General features: G+C 64.6%; 8 protein-coding genes. 2 read left to right on the top strand and 6 right to left on the bottom strand.

Features of this window, described 5'->3' with window-relative positions; translation table 11 throughout:
* The 3 genes from A7D17_RS24385 to A7D17_RS01155 form a co-directional block, all read right to left on the bottom strand.
* On the bottom strand, nucleotides 1-141 hold the full coding sequence (locus tag A7D17_RS24385; protein WP_161946511.1) for a hypothetical protein: 141 nt from the start codon (nucleotides 139-141) through the stop codon (nucleotides 1-3).
* Nucleotides 142-529: 388 nt separating this feature from the next.
* The gene (locus A7D17_RS01160; RefSeq protein WP_064507403.1) at nucleotides 530-3,232 is read right to left on the bottom strand and encodes a beta-mannosidase; all 2,703 of its coding nucleotides are present in this window, start codon (nucleotides 3,230-3,232) and stop codon (nucleotides 530-532) included.
* 21 nt (nucleotides 3,233-3,253) lie between these two features.
* Complete coding sequence (locus tag A7D17_RS01155; protein WP_239692111.1) at nucleotides 3,254-5,668, bottom strand: family 20 glycosylhydrolase; 2,415 nt, start codon at nucleotides 5,666-5,668, stop codon at nucleotides 3,254-3,256.
* Between the two features lie 13 nt (nucleotides 5,669-5,681).
* Here A7D17_RS01155 and A7D17_RS01150 point away from each other — a divergent pair, with 13 nt between their 5' ends.
* Nucleotides 5,682-5,867, top strand: coding sequence for a hypothetical protein (locus A7D17_RS01150; RefSeq protein WP_064507401.1), 186 nt, complete (start codon nucleotides 5,682-5,684; stop codon nucleotides 5,865-5,867).
* 263 nt (nucleotides 5,868-6,130) lie between these two features.
* Here the strand turns inward: A7D17_RS01150 and A7D17_RS01145 are convergent, their stop codons facing one another.
* The 3 genes from A7D17_RS01145 to A7D17_RS01135 form a co-directional block, all read right to left on the bottom strand.
* Nucleotides 6,131-7,198, bottom strand: a complete 1,068-nt coding sequence (locus A7D17_RS01145) for a glycosyl hydrolase family 18 protein (RefSeq protein ID WP_064507400.1) — start codon at nucleotides 7,196-7,198, stop codon at nucleotides 6,131-6,133.
* A gap of 3 nt (nucleotides 7,199-7,201) precedes the next feature.
* Nucleotides 7,202-8,884, bottom strand: coding sequence for an alpha-L-fucosidase (locus A7D17_RS01140; RefSeq protein ID WP_064507399.1), 1,683 nt, complete (start codon nucleotides 8,882-8,884; stop codon nucleotides 7,202-7,204).
* Nucleotides 8,885-9,085: 201 nt separating this feature from the next.
* Nucleotides 9,086-11,764 (bottom strand): TonB-dependent receptor, encoded by a 2,679-nt coding sequence (locus A7D17_RS01135; protein WP_064507398.1) that lies wholly within the window; start codon nucleotides 11,762-11,764, stop codon nucleotides 9,086-9,088.
* 708 nt (nucleotides 11,765-12,472) lie between these two features.
* On the opposite strand from A7D17_RS01135, the gene A7D17_RS01130 reads away from it, so the two are divergent.
* Complete coding sequence (locus A7D17_RS01130; RefSeq protein WP_193395297.1) at nucleotides 12,473-13,471, top strand: glucokinase; 999 nt, start codon at nucleotides 12,473-12,475, stop codon at nucleotides 13,469-13,471.
* The last annotated feature ends 277 nt before the right edge of the window (nucleotides 13,472-13,748 follow it).

Raw genomic sequence — 13,748 nt, 5'->3', positions numbered from 1 at the left:
TCACTCCTGCGCCGCGGAAAGATCCGCCAGGCGTTGTTCTGGTATCGCCGCAGCAGCTGCGGCGAGCTTGGGTTCCGGCGCGGCGGTGTCATGCGCGCCATTGCTGTAATGGGTGTTGTTGGTCCTGCGACGGGCCCTCATCCGCCCCTGCGGGGCACCTTCTCCCGCCAGCGGGAGAAGGACACCCACTGCGGGCGAGGCGATGCGTGCAAGGGAAGGGCACGCAGGTGGGAAGGGCACGCAGGTGGGAAGGGCACGCAGGTGGGAAAGGCACGCATGTGGGAAAGGCACGCAGGTGGGAAGGGCACGCAGGTGGGAAAGGCACGCATGGCCGGACATCAAGGCTTGCTTCCTGCATCCGATAGAGGCCCTGCAAGGGGCGCGAACGGGGTACGTGACAGCAAGCCAAACCCTTCTCCCGCGTCGCGGACGCAGCCATGCGCGGGGGACGCGCATGGCCAGACATCACGTCCTTCTCCCGCCTGGCGGGAGAAGGTGCCCGAAGGGCGGATGAGGGCCGTCCTGCCGCTCATTTCGCCGCCGCTGCCTCCGGCGGCTCCGGCGGAGCGCCTGCCAGCGTCGATCCCAAATCGCGCACCTGCCACGCAGACTGCACCTGCGCCATCGGCAGCTTGCCGGACACGTGCAGCGTCAGCGGCTCGCCCGGCAGCAGGTCGAAGGCGTTATCGGCCACCTTCACCTCCAGGTCGCCGAACGACAGCCACACCTCGCGCGCCAGCGTATTGCTGGTCAGGGTCAGCGCATAGCCATCGCCATCGGCGCGCCATTGGCTGTCGATCTTTGCGGTTGGCAATGCGAGCTGCTTGGCCGGTGCGAAGAACACCACTTCACGCGACAGCAGCGTGTCGCCCTCCAGCAACTCGAACACCGCATAGCTGCGCTTGGGGTCGGCCTTGCCCAGCAATTGCGCATCGCTGAAGTTGCCCACCTGCAGGCTGCTCAGGGGCTTGATCGTGGCCTTCTGCTCACGCTTGCTCAGCACCTTGCCGTCCATGCCCATCACCCGCATGCGCCAGCGTGCATTCAAGGCAGTGGTGCGATCGGAGACCAGCGACACCTCGGTCTGGCCCTTGTCGTTGCGCAGTGCGGCGATCATCTCCGGCGCATAGAAGCGGCGCGCATGGTACTGCAGCGCCTTCCAGCGGCCGTAGTAGTCCACGCTGGACCACGACGCGCCCGGCCACACATCGTTGAGCTGCCAGTACAGCGAGCCCATCGACTGCGGACGCGAGGCGCGCAGGTGCGAGGCGGCCAGGTTGATGCCTTCGGCCTGCATCAGCTGGCTCAGGTAGACAAAGCTCTCGAAGTCCTTGGGCTCGCCGAACTCGCGGCGGATGTACAGCATCAGCCGCTTGTTGCCGTTGCCCTTGTCGAACTTCTGGTGTGCACGCATCACCGGCGATTCCGGATCCATGTCGGCCGCATCGGCAAACACGCGCACGGTGCGCATGTCGGGGAACGACTGCAGCCCGTACTCGGACATGAAGCGCGGGGTGACGTTGAGGTACTCGGTCACCGGCAGCGCGGGGCCGCCCCATACCTTCCAGTAGTGCATGTCGCCATCGTTGGTCTGGTCGGCGGCGCCATCGAAGTCGGTACCGGGCGAGGTGGCCCAGTACGGCACGTCGCTATCGTAGGTGGCCACCACTTCGCGGAACACGGTGCCGAACAGGGTGGTCATGCCGCGTTCGACACGGGTGCGTTCTTCCGGGTCCAGCGATTGCTTGAACTTGACCCGGTCGCCCCAGTTTTCCCAGCCGGTCTGCACCTCGTTATTGCCGCACCACAACACGATGCTGGGGTGATCGCGCAGGCGCTTGACCTGTTCGATCGCCTCTTGCCGCGTGTTCTCGCGGAACTCCACGTCGTACGGCGGCACTGCGCCACCGAACATGAAGTCCTGCCAGATCATGATGCCCAGCTCGTCGGCCACCTCGTAGAAGTGATCGTCCTGGTAATGCCCGCCGCCCCACATGCGCAGCATGTTCATGTTGGCATCGCGCGCATCCTGCAAGGTGCTGCGCATGCGCTCCTGGCTGACGCGCGAGGGGAACGCATCCAGCGGGATCAGGTTGGCGCCCTTGGCGAAGATCGGGATGCCGTTGATCACGATCTCCATGCTCTTGCCCCATTTGTCCTTGTCGCGGCGCAGCTCCACCGAGCGCAGGCCGGTGACGCGCTTGATCTGCTGGCTGTCGCCATCGGCATCGCGCACGCTGGCCACGAAGGTGTAGCGGTCCTGCGCGCCGTAGCCGGCCGGGAACCAGCGCTTGGGCTTGGCGATGCGCACGGCCAGGTCGATGCGGTTCTGGCCCGGGTCGACCACTGCGTCCTGGGTGAATTGGCCGACCTTCTGCCCATCCGGGCCAATCACATCCAGCGTCACCTGCACCGGCCCGCTGCGGCCTGCCTGCAGCTCCAGCTGCGCCTGCAAGTGTGCGCTGTCGGCGTCCACGCGTTGTTGGGCGATATGCAAGCCGTCCACGCGCAGCGCATCCCACGCTTCCACGCGCACATCCTTCCAGATGCCGGCATTGACCATGCGCGGGCCCCAGTCCCAGCCGTAGCTATACGGCGCCTTGCGCACGTAGGTGGAACTGTGGCGCCCGTCCGGCTCGTCGCCGAACGCCGAATCGTAGGCGCCCGGCAGCGCATACGGCTGCTTGGCCAGCCACGGCTGAATCTTCTTGATCGGCGAGAAGAAGGTGATTTCCAGCACGTTGTCGCCACGTTTGAGCAGCGATTTGGCGTCAACGCGCCACTGCCGGAACATGTTGTCGGCACTGAGCAGCTTCTTGCCGTTGAGGGTGACCTCGGCCAGCGTGTCCAGGCCATCGAACACCAGTTCCACGTGCTCGCGCTTGAGCGTGGCCGCATCCACGTTGAAGCGGGTCTGGTACTGCCAATCGCTCAGGCCCGCCCACTGGATCTTGCCCTCGTTGTCGCGCAGGAACGGGTCCGGCACCACCTTGGCGGCGATCAGGTCGGTCTGCACAACGCCCGGCACCTGCGCCGGCATCCAGCTGGCGGCCTTGGGATAGCGCTTGGCCTGGTCCTGCCCCGGCACCAGGCGCACCTGCCAGCCGCTGTCCAGGGTCACTGCCGTCGGCGGTGCAGCCCAGGCCTGCGAAAGTGCAAAGGTCAGGGCAAGCCCGAGACGTGCGGGTGTGAGCAGGGATAGTGCGGGGGCAGTGCGGTGCGACAGGGGCATGGGTGAGTCTCCTTGGAGGGGTCAGCGCGTGGCGGCGGGGGGCGCCTGCGCGGTGGTTTCAATCAGTTGGACGGCGCCGATGGCATACAACGGGCCGCGAATCGGCGCGGTGAAGCGCAGGCAGAGATCGTGGGTGCCGGTGCGTGCGGGCAGCGGCGTTTCCAGGGTGAATTGTTCGCCCAGGGTGTCGCTCCTGGGGAGTTGCACGCTGGCGATCAGCTCGCCGTCGCAGCCCTGGCGTACTTCCAGCTCGCCGCCGCGGGTCTTGGCCGGGTACTGCACCACCTTGGACTGCTCGTGCGCCAGGCCGAAGTTGTTGGGCAGGCGTGCGGCCTCGATGCGGATCGCCCCGACGCCATCCAGTCGTGCCTGCGGATACAGCCGGCAGGCATGGAACAGATCGACGTTGTAGACCGGCGTGTCGGCGCCGGTCATTTCCGGCAGCAACGGCAGGCGCAGGCCGAGCGCGCCCTGTGCCACGCAGTCGCGCAGGCCTTGCGTGTCAACGCGTAACAGCGAGGCACGGTCGAAGCTGCGGCTGCGCGTGGCGGCCAGCGGCACGCCGTCGGCGGTGAATGCGGTGGCCTTGACCGTGGTTGGCAGGTTGATCGTAAACGGCGCCTCGTAGCGCGGCGATGCCGGCGTGGGATCGCTGCCGTCGATGGTGTAGTGCAGCGTGCCCGCTCCAGTCTGCGTGCTCAATGTGACCTTGGCCGCGCCGCCGGCGAGCACCGGGTTGGGGCCGTTTTCCAGCGCGATATCGGCGGCGAAGGCGCCGTCGCTATAGGCGATGTCCAGTGCCTTGTAGCGCTGCAATTGCGCCGGCAACCGCGCCAGAAAGTTTTTCCAGTCGCGTGCACTGGGTGGTGACCAGGTCATCTCTGCCACTGCCGACAGGCGCGGGAACAGCGCGTGGTCCACATGCCAGCGCGAGGGAATGTATTCGGCCCACAACGCGCCCTGCGCGCCCAGCACATGCGTGGCCTGCTCGGCGCTGAGCTCGGCCGGCACCGGATCGAACGCGTAGACCTTGGACAACGGCAATACCGTCAGGCGACCGTTGGGCTCGTCGCTGCGCGTGGTCTGCAGGTTGTCCAGATACAGCCAGTCGCCCGGCGCAAGCACCACATCGTGGCCTTGCTTTGCTGCAGTCACTGCACCTTCGACGCCACGCCACGACATCACCGACGCACTCGGCGGCACGCCGCCTTCCAGAATCTCGTCCCAGCCGATCATGCGCCGGCGGTGTTTGGTGAGGTAGGCCGCAAGCTGCTCGTTGAACCAGCCTTGCATGGCATGGGCATCCTTGACGCCCAGCTTACGCATCTGCGCACGCACTGCAGGTGAGGCTTCCCATTGATCCTTGACCGCCTCATCGCCCCCGATGTGGATGTAGGTCGACGGAAACAACGTCAGCACTTCATCCAGTACATTGGTAATGAAAGTCAGGCTGCGTTCGCTGGTGTTGAACAGATACGGATTGACGCCCCAGTCCACGCCCACCTGGGTGCCCACACCGGGGACGCCCACCTCTTCTGGGTAGGCGGCAACGGCCGCCTGCGCATGTCCGGGCATGTCCAGCTCGGGCAACACGGTGATGTGCAGGCGCGCCGCATACGCGACGATTTCGCTGATCTGCTCCTGCGTGTAAAAACCGCCGTAGCGCCCCGGCGTGCCGTGTCTGCCAGCACCCGGCGGTGTGCGCCAGGCGCCGACCTCGGTGAGTTTGGGGTAACGCTTGATCTCGATACGCCAGCCCTGGTCGTCGGTGAGATGCCAGTGCAGCACGTTGAGCTTGTGCACGGCCATCGCATCGAGCACATGCTTGACGGTATCTACGTCGTGGAAGTGGCGGGCCACGTCCAGATGCTGGCCGCGCCAGCCAAAGCGCGGCCAGTCGACAATACTGACGCCGGGCACGGCCACGGCGCCCTTGCCGGCATCCGGGGTCATCAACTGCCAGGCGCTGATTGCGCCATAGAACAGCCCGGCACCATCGCGTGCGGCGATGCGGATGCCTTTGGCAGTGACATCCAGGCTATAGCCTTCCTTCTGCGTCACCGGTGCCTGCGCGTTACGTTCCAGGCGGATGCTGACCGGCGAAGGGGTGGCCTCGGCACGCACTTCCAATGTCAGCCCGCGGGTGCGCTTGAGCAGGCCGGCCAGATACTCGGCACTGCGCCGCGCATCGGCGTCGCCGGCCTCGATCGAAATCACGGTGCCGGTGTCGATGGTGAAACGACCGGCCGCAGGCGTCGCCTCGACCGGTGCTGGAATCAGGGGGAATGGTGCATCGGCCGATGGTGCGGCCGCTGTGGCTCCTGCACGTGGCACCGCTGGAGCAGTGCCGGCTTCGCGTTTACCGCAGCCGGCCAGCATCAGCGCGACCAGCGACAACGCAAGCAGGCGCGACGGCAGCGCGCCTGCTGACAGCATGCCCAACGGCGGCATGCGCAATGACAGCGTGTTCGATGCAGACGTGCTTGATAAGGGTGTGCCCGATGGTGACGTGTCCAGCCACAGCACTCTCGACAAGGGCGTGTGTGGAGTCCGGCTGCTGTTGACCATCATGAAATCACATCCCGATATGGCGGAGAGCGGGGCGCTGCGACAAGACACCAACGCAACGGGGTAGGGCAGCCGCATCGTGCAGTGCCGCAAGCCAGCGATGCCTGGCCGCCGCGACGATGCGACTCACACATGTGGCGACAATGGCTGCAACCCCGTTGCAGTGTACGAGTGGCGACCGATGATTTCGAGCGCATGCCGCATCCCCTGCCGCATCGGGTGCACATGGCGGTCTGCTCATGCATCGTGCAACGCACAGTAACAAAGCCGCCACGCTTCACGCAGGGACTGGCGCACGCTTCAACGCGCTGCGCCAGTCGGGTGCGTGGTTCAGCGCTGCGCGACCGGCAATTCGTCCCACACCTTCGGATCTTCCGCACCCAGCACCCAGCAGCTGAAGCCTTCCAGGCCATACTGCTTGGCCATGTCATAGCGTGCCTTGAAGCTGCGCGCGTCCGGGCGGAACACCCACTCGCGCATGTCGTCGCGGTAGAAGTAGAACCACGATTCCTGCTCGACCGGATCCCACTGCACGGTAGCGTTCTGTTCGATCGCCAGCGGGAAGGATTCGTCGGCATCGATATAGGTCGCGGAAATGTTCGACGCCTCGGTGCCGTCTTCCTTGACCGGGTTGCCGGTGTACCAGCGGTAGCCATAAGTGGCGATGCCCAGCGAGAGTTTTTCCTTCGGTACCTGGGTGATCGCGTAATCCAGGTGCTTCTTCATCCACACCATGCCATCCACCGGGCCGGGCGTGGTCCAGCGGGTGTGCTGGTCGTAGGTCATGATGCTGACCAGATCCGCGGCCTGGCCCAGCGCCTTGAGGTCGTACGCGCCGCGCCAGTATTCCCACATCCACTTGGAGAACTGGCCGCCTTCGGCATGGCCCGGTGCGTTAGGCACCACCGCCACCGACATCTTGAACCCGGCCTTGTGCAGCGCATCGGCGGTCTGCTTGACCATCAAGGTGTAGGCGTCGCGATCGGTCCAGGCGATGTTCTCGAAATCGAACTGGAAGCCGTAGTACTTGTGCTGCTTGCCGTGGATCAGCAGCGATTCGATCATGCGCTTCTTGGCGGCTTCGTCGTGCATCAGCTTGTGGAAGCCGTCGCGGCCGGTGGTCATCGACAGGATCGGCATCACCCGCAGCTTCTTCTGCTTGGCGATGTCGTACAGGTACATATTGGGGGTGCCGTTGACCAGGCCGTTCTGATCCACGCCGTACCAGGTGGGCACTACCACATCGATCTTGTCGACATTGGCGATGAACGAGTTGGTCGATTTCTGCGTGTTCATCAGATAGAACAACGCCGTGGGGTTTTTGGCCAGGGCCGGGGCGCAGGTCAGTGCCAACGCAAGCAACATCCAGGTCAATCGCTTACTCATGAAAGACAACATCCGTCAGGGAGTGGGGGAAGAAAGGTCGATGCGGAACACATACGCGCTCTCGCCGACCGGCTTTACGGGAAGGCGCAGATGCAGGCCATCGGCGCGTTGTTCGAACGGAATCTTCTTGCCGTTGGCCAGCAAGGTCACGCCGCGCACGCCATCTGCCGGTGTCAGCGAGCGGATCACCGCCTCGCCATCGGTCGGCCAGCCGAGCTCGATCGCATACAGCGCGCCATCACGCGTGGTGAAGCGAAAATCTTCGGCCGTATACGGCTTGGTCTTGACGTCCTGGAAGGTACCGCCCACCACTTCGGTCGGGCCTTCGCCATACACGCGCCAGGGCTTGCTGTCGTAGATCGCGCTACCGTTGGTCTTGAGCCAACGACCGATCGCCAGCAGGATGCCGCGCTCGGTGTCGGGGATCGAGCCGTCGGCCCGCGGGCCGATGTTGAGCATCAGGTTGCCGTTCTTGGCCACCACGTCGGCCAGCATGTGGATGATGAAGGTGGGCGACTTGTAGGTGTCGTTTTCGATGTAGCCCCACGAGGCATTGCTCACCGAGGTATCGGTCTGCCAATGCGTGGGATGGATGCCGGTGAGCTGGCCGCGCTCGATGTCCAGCGTGCCGGCCCCTTCCGGGAACGCACCGAGCTTGTAGTTCACCACCACGCCGCGGTCGGCGTCGGTACGCGCCGCGCCCTGGTTGTAGTAGTAGGCCAGCATCGTCGGCAGGCTGCGCCGGAATGTCGGGTGCGCGATCCACCAATCGAAATAGATCAGGTCCGGTTGATAGGTATCGATCAATTCGGTGGTGCGCGCCAGCCAGTCGTCCAGCCAGGCCTGCGACACCGGCGTCCAGTCGTTGGCGACGTCGGCATCGTCCTTGCCCGGTAGGCGCACCTGCGCCGGCCCGTACAGCGCCGCATAGCGCGGGTCGTTGACGTCGGAGTCGAATTTGCGCCCGCCATCGAAGAACCAGTTGTGTTCGGCGCGGTGCGACGACAACCCGAAGTGCAGGCCCTGCGCACGGATGGCGGTGGACAGCTCGCCCAGCAGGTCGCGCTTGGGCCCCATCTTCATCGCGGTCCAGTCCGACAACTTGGAGTCGTACAGCGCAAACCCGTCGTGGTGTTCGGCCACCGGCACCACGTAACGCGCGCCGGACTCACGGAACAGCTTCGCCCAGCCCTTCGGGTCGAACTTGGGTGCGGTGAATTTGGGAATCAGATCCTTGTAACCGCTGGTCGCCTGCGGGCCGTAGGTTGCCACGTGATGGGCGAACTCCTTGGAGCCTTGCAGATACATGTTGCGCGAATACCACTCGCTGCCGAACGCCGGCACTGAGAACACACCCCAATGGATGAAGATGCCGAACTTGGCGTTGTCGTACCACGCCGGTGATTGATACGCCTTCAGCGCGGCCCAGTCGGGGCGGAACGGACCTTTGCGTGCGCCGGCTTCAGCTTCGCGCACCAGGCGCTCGCGTTCGGGCGCGTACTTGGCGGTGGCATCGAGCCACTGCTGGTCGATGACCTCGGGACTGAGCGTGGTGGCGGTCGGTGCGGTGGGCGATTGCGCGCTGAGCGTGGCAGCAGGCAATGCGAGCAGCAGACCGAGCGCGAGCATTCGCGTTCTGGGTGCAGCTCCGGCGTGGCGGCGGGATGGAGCCGCAAACACGCGGCTATCGGTCGTCATGGGAACTGCACTCCTGTTGAGCAAGACGCGCCGGCGATGCTGCAACCGTGCGTGGATGGCAAAAGCGGGCCTGGCCATGCTCCGCGAAGGGGCGTGGCCAGTACCACTCCTTGGTACAACATCAAGCGGTGCGCTGCATGCAACGCACCGCGCAAAAAAAAGCGCGCCACCGTGGAGGGTCGGTGGCGCGCCGGTACTACATCAGAACTTGAAGTTCAGCTGGGCCTGGTAGCCGCGGCCGTTCTTGTAGAACGCCGTGGGGGTATCACGCGTGTTGCTGAAGACCCGATAGGTGGAGTCGAGCAGGTTGGTCGCGCCGAAGGTGATGCCCATGTAGTCGGTGATCTGGTACGAGGCGTTCAAATCCAGCTGCTTGTAGGCATCGGCAAAGTCACGCGATTCCAGACGACCGATTTGGGTGAAGTACTTCGAGCGGTAGCTGTAGTTCACACGCACGGTCCAGTCGCCATGTTCCCAGTACGGGATCACGTTGTAGGTGTCGCGCGACAGGTACGGCAGGTTCAAGCCCGAGCTGGAGTCGGATTCGGCGAACGTGTAGTTGGCCTGCAAACCGAAGCCCAGACCGAAGCTCTGCTGGTAGTTGACCGACACGCCCTTGACCTTGGCATCGGACACGTTGACCGGCGTGGTCACCTGGTACAGGCCGGCAATGGCCGGCGGCGCCGGATTCAGCTGCTGGGTGACCGTGGTGTTGACGATGTAGGAGCTGATGTCGCGATAGAACACTTCACCGGACAACATGCTGGACGGGGCGAAGTACCACTCGGCGGCCAGATCGTAGTTGGTGGATTCGTACGGCTTCAGGTCCGGGTTGCCGCCATTGGCGGTCAGGTTGCCGTTACCGCTGTTCACGGTGAACGTACCAGCAAGGTCGGCATAACGCGGACGGGCGATGACCTTGGCTGCCGAGAAGCGCAGCACGGTGTCGTCGGTGATGTCGTAGGCGATATTGAAGCTCGGCAGCGCCTTGCGGTAGTCGTTGGTTTCGGCCACGCGCTGGAAGCTAGTGCCGCCGTCATTGCTCTGCCAGAACTGCGACTTGTCGGTGGTGTCGACCAGGCGTACGCCGACATTACCGCGCCATTGACCCGACTCGAAGTTCAACTGCGTGTAGACGTTCTGGGTGATTTCCTTGACGTCGAACGAGGCGCCGAAATCGGTGCGGTACGGACCCTGCGGCTGCGACAGCAGGTAGTTGCGGACGGCGCCCAGGTTAGCGGTTGGCCAGGTGGTCAGATCGCCGCTGGCGCCCAGGCCGTCGTACAGGCTGCTGGGCGTGGCGCCCGGATTGAACTGGGTCAACGACACCGGGTCAGTGGTGTTGATGCGGTTACCGCGCGCATCCACGCCATTGTTGTGGTTGATGTACTTGTAGCCGAACTGCAGCTTGGTGAACGGGCCCCATTCCAGATCGCGCGAAGCGTCCCACTGGAAGTACTTCTCGTCGTCCTTGCTCTTCTGGTAGGCGATGCCGCCGGCCTGCATGATGCCGGTGGTGGTGCCAGGGATATTGCCTTCCTGGCCCGGAGCCAGGCCCGCGGGGTTGCCCGGCAGTGCCCAGTTGGAAGCGCCGCCGTTATCGTAGTTCACCGAGGTGTTGCGGCCGTCGAATGCGTAGTTGTACCCGCCGTCCTGCATCAGGTACTTCATCAGGTATTCGGGGTTCTTGCCACCGGTGGCTTCGGTGTAACCGGCCTGGGTGGTGAACACCCACTTTTCACCCGACCAGTCGTGACGCAGGTTCAGGCTCTTGGTGGTGACGGTGCTTTCGCGGTAGTTGGCATCCAGCTGCGCATACGGCTGACCGGCCGCACCATCGCTCACTGTGGCCGAGGTCACCACGCCGTTCTGCACGTTGGCCTGGGTGATCTTCTGGCGGTCGTCGTTGCAGGCCGGGCAGACATAGCGCGCCTGGCTGAAATTGTTGTATTTGCCCTTGATGTACAGGCCGGTCAGGTTGAATTCGTTCTGCTCGTCAGGCTTCCACTGCAACGCACCCTGCAGGCCGCTGCGCTCGCGGGTCTGCTGGAAGAACGCGCTGCTGATGCCGGCCGGCACGCGGGCGGTGGCGACATCGCTGCCGTCGCCGGTGATGGTTGCGGTCGGCGGGATGCCGGCGCCGGTGGTGTAACCGAAGTATTCGATACCGGCGCGTGCCAGGTCCTGCTTGTCGTGCGTGGCGGAGATCAACGCGCCGAAGGTCTCGTCGTCGTTCTTCCAGCTCCACAGCGCCGAGCCGCGCGGATTACCTTCTTCCGAACGGTCGTTGTAGTTGTAGCCGACCGAGCCGCGGATGGTGTTCTTGGGCAGGTCCAGCGGCTTGCGGGTGTGCACGATCACGGTGCCGCCGATCGAGCCTTCATCGATGCGCGCTTCCGGGGTCTTGTAGACCTCCATCAGCCCGATGATTTCCGGCGACAGCAGCGTGTAGTTGAAGGTGCGGCCACTGGTGTCGGTCGGGTTGCCGCCCCAATCGCCCGAGGCAATGGTCTGGCCGTTGAGCAGCACGCGGTTCAAGGCCGGGTCGGTGCCGTTGATGCTGACCTTTTCGCCTTCGCCGAACTGGCGGTCGACACTGATGCCCGGCAGATGCGACAGCGATTCGGCCGCATTGATGTCCGGGAACTTGCCGATGTCTTCGGCGCTGATCGCATCGACGATGGAGTTGGCCGAGCGCTTGACCGCCTGGCTCTTTTCCAGCGACGCGCGGTAGCCGGTGACGGTGATGGTGTCCAGTTCGGTCGTTGCCGACGGTGCGCTGGCGGGCGCTTGTTGTTCTTGTCCGGCAGCCATTGCAGAGCCGGAGCAGTACAGAGCGGCGGTGATACAGAGTGCTAACGTCGTGGTGCGGCTGTGCATGGCTAAACCTCGTTGGTTAGTGCTGTGAGCGCGCCGCCTTCGAAGGCGTCACACGCTCGGCGTGGCCGGCAAAACAACACGCCCTGACCGTCGCGGTGATCGCACTCCGTGCTCCGCATGGCAGCAGGCGGTGTCGATTCGCGTGGTAGAGGAGGTGTCCCCCGTGTGGTGAAGCGGTGGAGCGAACGCGACATCAGCGGGTTGAGCGCCTGATCACGCACTTCCCGCGAATCTGGAACTGGCGAGGGAAGGGCAGTTCTTCAGTACCGAACAGTCCATGGCCCCTCCTGCCAGAACCCCGATTTGGATCGAGTCTCGCGTAGCGCTGACAGCGTTGTCAACACATCGTCACAGATCTCTGAAGTGGCTGCGATTGCGCTGCAATGCAGCATTTTTGCGACGTGATCGCCGAAGTACGTACGCGCGGCCGCAATGGCGCACAGGGTGGCGCGCATCGATTGGCGCTTTCAATGGCTGGAAAGGGCGAAGCCATGCACCGCGCGATTTTTGTGCGGGAATCGTTGTGATGGATGCGGAATTTTCGTGGATGATGGTCGCAGCGCCCTGTGGTGTGGATTGTGGCCGCCACGGTTGCGTTACAGGGCGATTACTGACAACGTTGTCTACCCGCTGCCGTTCGTCGGACAACGGGACTCGACGCCAGCCCGCTGCTACTTATCAGGAGAATGCGTGAGCGCAAGCAGCCCAATGGAAGCGGTGGCCTTTCCGCGCCCCGACACCTTCGTTGCCGCAGACGTGGGAGGGACGCATGTGCGCCTGGCGTTGGTGTGCCCGAGCAACGATGCGCGTACGCCGGTCACGGTGCTCGACTATCGCAAGTACCGCTGCGCCGATTATCCGGGCCTGGCCGAGATCATGTCGGCCTTCTTTGCCGAGTTGGGATGTGCGCCGGTGCGGCGCGGTGTGATCGCCAGTGCGGGGTATGCGCTGGAGGACGGCAGTGTGATCACCGCGAACCTGCCGTGGGTGTTGGCACCGGAACAGATCCGTCGCCAGCTCGGCATGCAGGCGCTGCATCTGGTCAACGATTTCGAAGCGGTGGCCTATGCGGCCAACTACATGGCCGGCAATCAGGTCATGCAGCTGTCCGGCCCGGCGCAGGGCGCGTCCGGCCCGGCACTGGTGCTCGGCCCGGGAACGGGCCTGGGCGCGGCGGTGTGGATCCCCAATGGTGCCAGTGCAGTCGTGCTGCCGACCGAAGCCGGCCATGCCGCGCTTGCCGCCGCCAGCGACCTGGAGGTGGCCTTGCTGCAGGAACTGCGCCGCACGCGCACCCACGTGGGCACCGAAACGCTGTTGTCGGGCCCAGGCCTGTTGAACCTCTACATGGCGCTGGCCATGCTGCGCGGCGAGCCGGCCGTGCATGCCGGCCCGGCAGATGTCACGGCCGCCGCACTGGCGGGCCATGACGTACTCGCACGCGATGCGCTGCAGGCATTCTGCGGCTTCATGGGCAGCGTGGTTGGCGACATGATGCTGCTGTACGGCATTCGCAGCGGCGTGTATCTGGCCGGCGGGTTCCTGCCGCAGATCGCCGACTTCATTGCCGCCAGTGATTTCGTCGCCCGCCTGCTCGACAAGGGCACGCTGCGCCCCGCACTGGAGCAGGTGCCGGTGCGTGTCGTCGAGCACGGCCAGCTCGGCGTGATCGGCGCCGCCAGCTGGTTTCTGCAGCACGGGCGCTGACGCACGACACACTGCTGGAGCGTGCCCGGGCGCGACGGACGTTACCGATAGTGCCTAACGCGATTGGGTGCGCTCCTGCACCCCGGTTGGCGGCCGTGCGTTTTTGCAGTCATTCCATTTGTGCTGTATCGGGTCTATCGGCACCCGTATCGCCGCATCCCGTAGGAGCGCCCCTGGGTGCGACGGGCGTTAGCTGTAAGGCTCCTCGCGCCCAGGGGCGCTTCCACGAGGGTTGCTCGCCTCGCCTGTCGTCCGGTCACACGAGGCGCGACGCGAC

The organism is Xanthomonas floridensis (assembly GCF_001642575.1).
GTDB lineage: Bacteria > Pseudomonadota > Gammaproteobacteria > Xanthomonadales > Xanthomonadaceae > Xanthomonas > Xanthomonas floridensis.
The sequence above is the reverse complement of the archived record's forward strand: the minus strand, read 5'-3'. Positions and strand labels throughout refer to the sequence as shown.

What these genes read in the sequence shown, in the direction of transcription:
- A7D17_RS01130 (WP_193395297.1), top strand. Translation starts at nt 12,473, where the DNA reads ATGGAAGCGGTGGCCTTTCCGCGCCCCGACACCTTCGTTGCCGCAGAC.
- A7D17_RS01150 (WP_064507401.1), top strand. Translation starts at nt 5,682, where the DNA reads ATGCGCAATGACAGCGTGTTCGATGCAGACGTGCTTGATAAGGGTGTG.
- A7D17_RS01145 (WP_064507400.1), bottom strand. Translation starts at nt 7,198, where the DNA reads ATGTTGTCTTTCATGAGTAAGCGATTGACCTGGATGTTGCTTGCGTTG.
- A7D17_RS01160 (WP_064507403.1), bottom strand. Translation starts at nt 3,232, where the DNA reads ATGCCCCTGTCGCACCGCACTGCCCCCGCACTATCCCTGCTCACACCC.
- A7D17_RS01140 (WP_064507399.1), bottom strand. Translation starts at nt 8,884, where the DNA reads ATGACGACCGATAGCCGCGTGTTTGCGGCTCCATCCCGCCGCCACGCC.
- A7D17_RS01135 (WP_064507398.1), bottom strand. Translation starts at nt 11,764, where the DNA reads ATGCACAGCCGCACCACGACGTTAGCACTCTGTATCACCGCCGCTCTG.
- A7D17_RS24385 (WP_161946511.1), bottom strand. Translation starts at nt 141, where the DNA reads ATGAGGGCCCGTCGCAGGACCAACAACACCCATTACAGCAATGGCGCG.
- A7D17_RS01155 (WP_239692111.1), bottom strand. Translation starts at nt 5,668, where the DNA reads ATGCTGTCAGCAGGCGCGCTGCCGTCGCGCCTGCTTGCGTTGTCGCTG.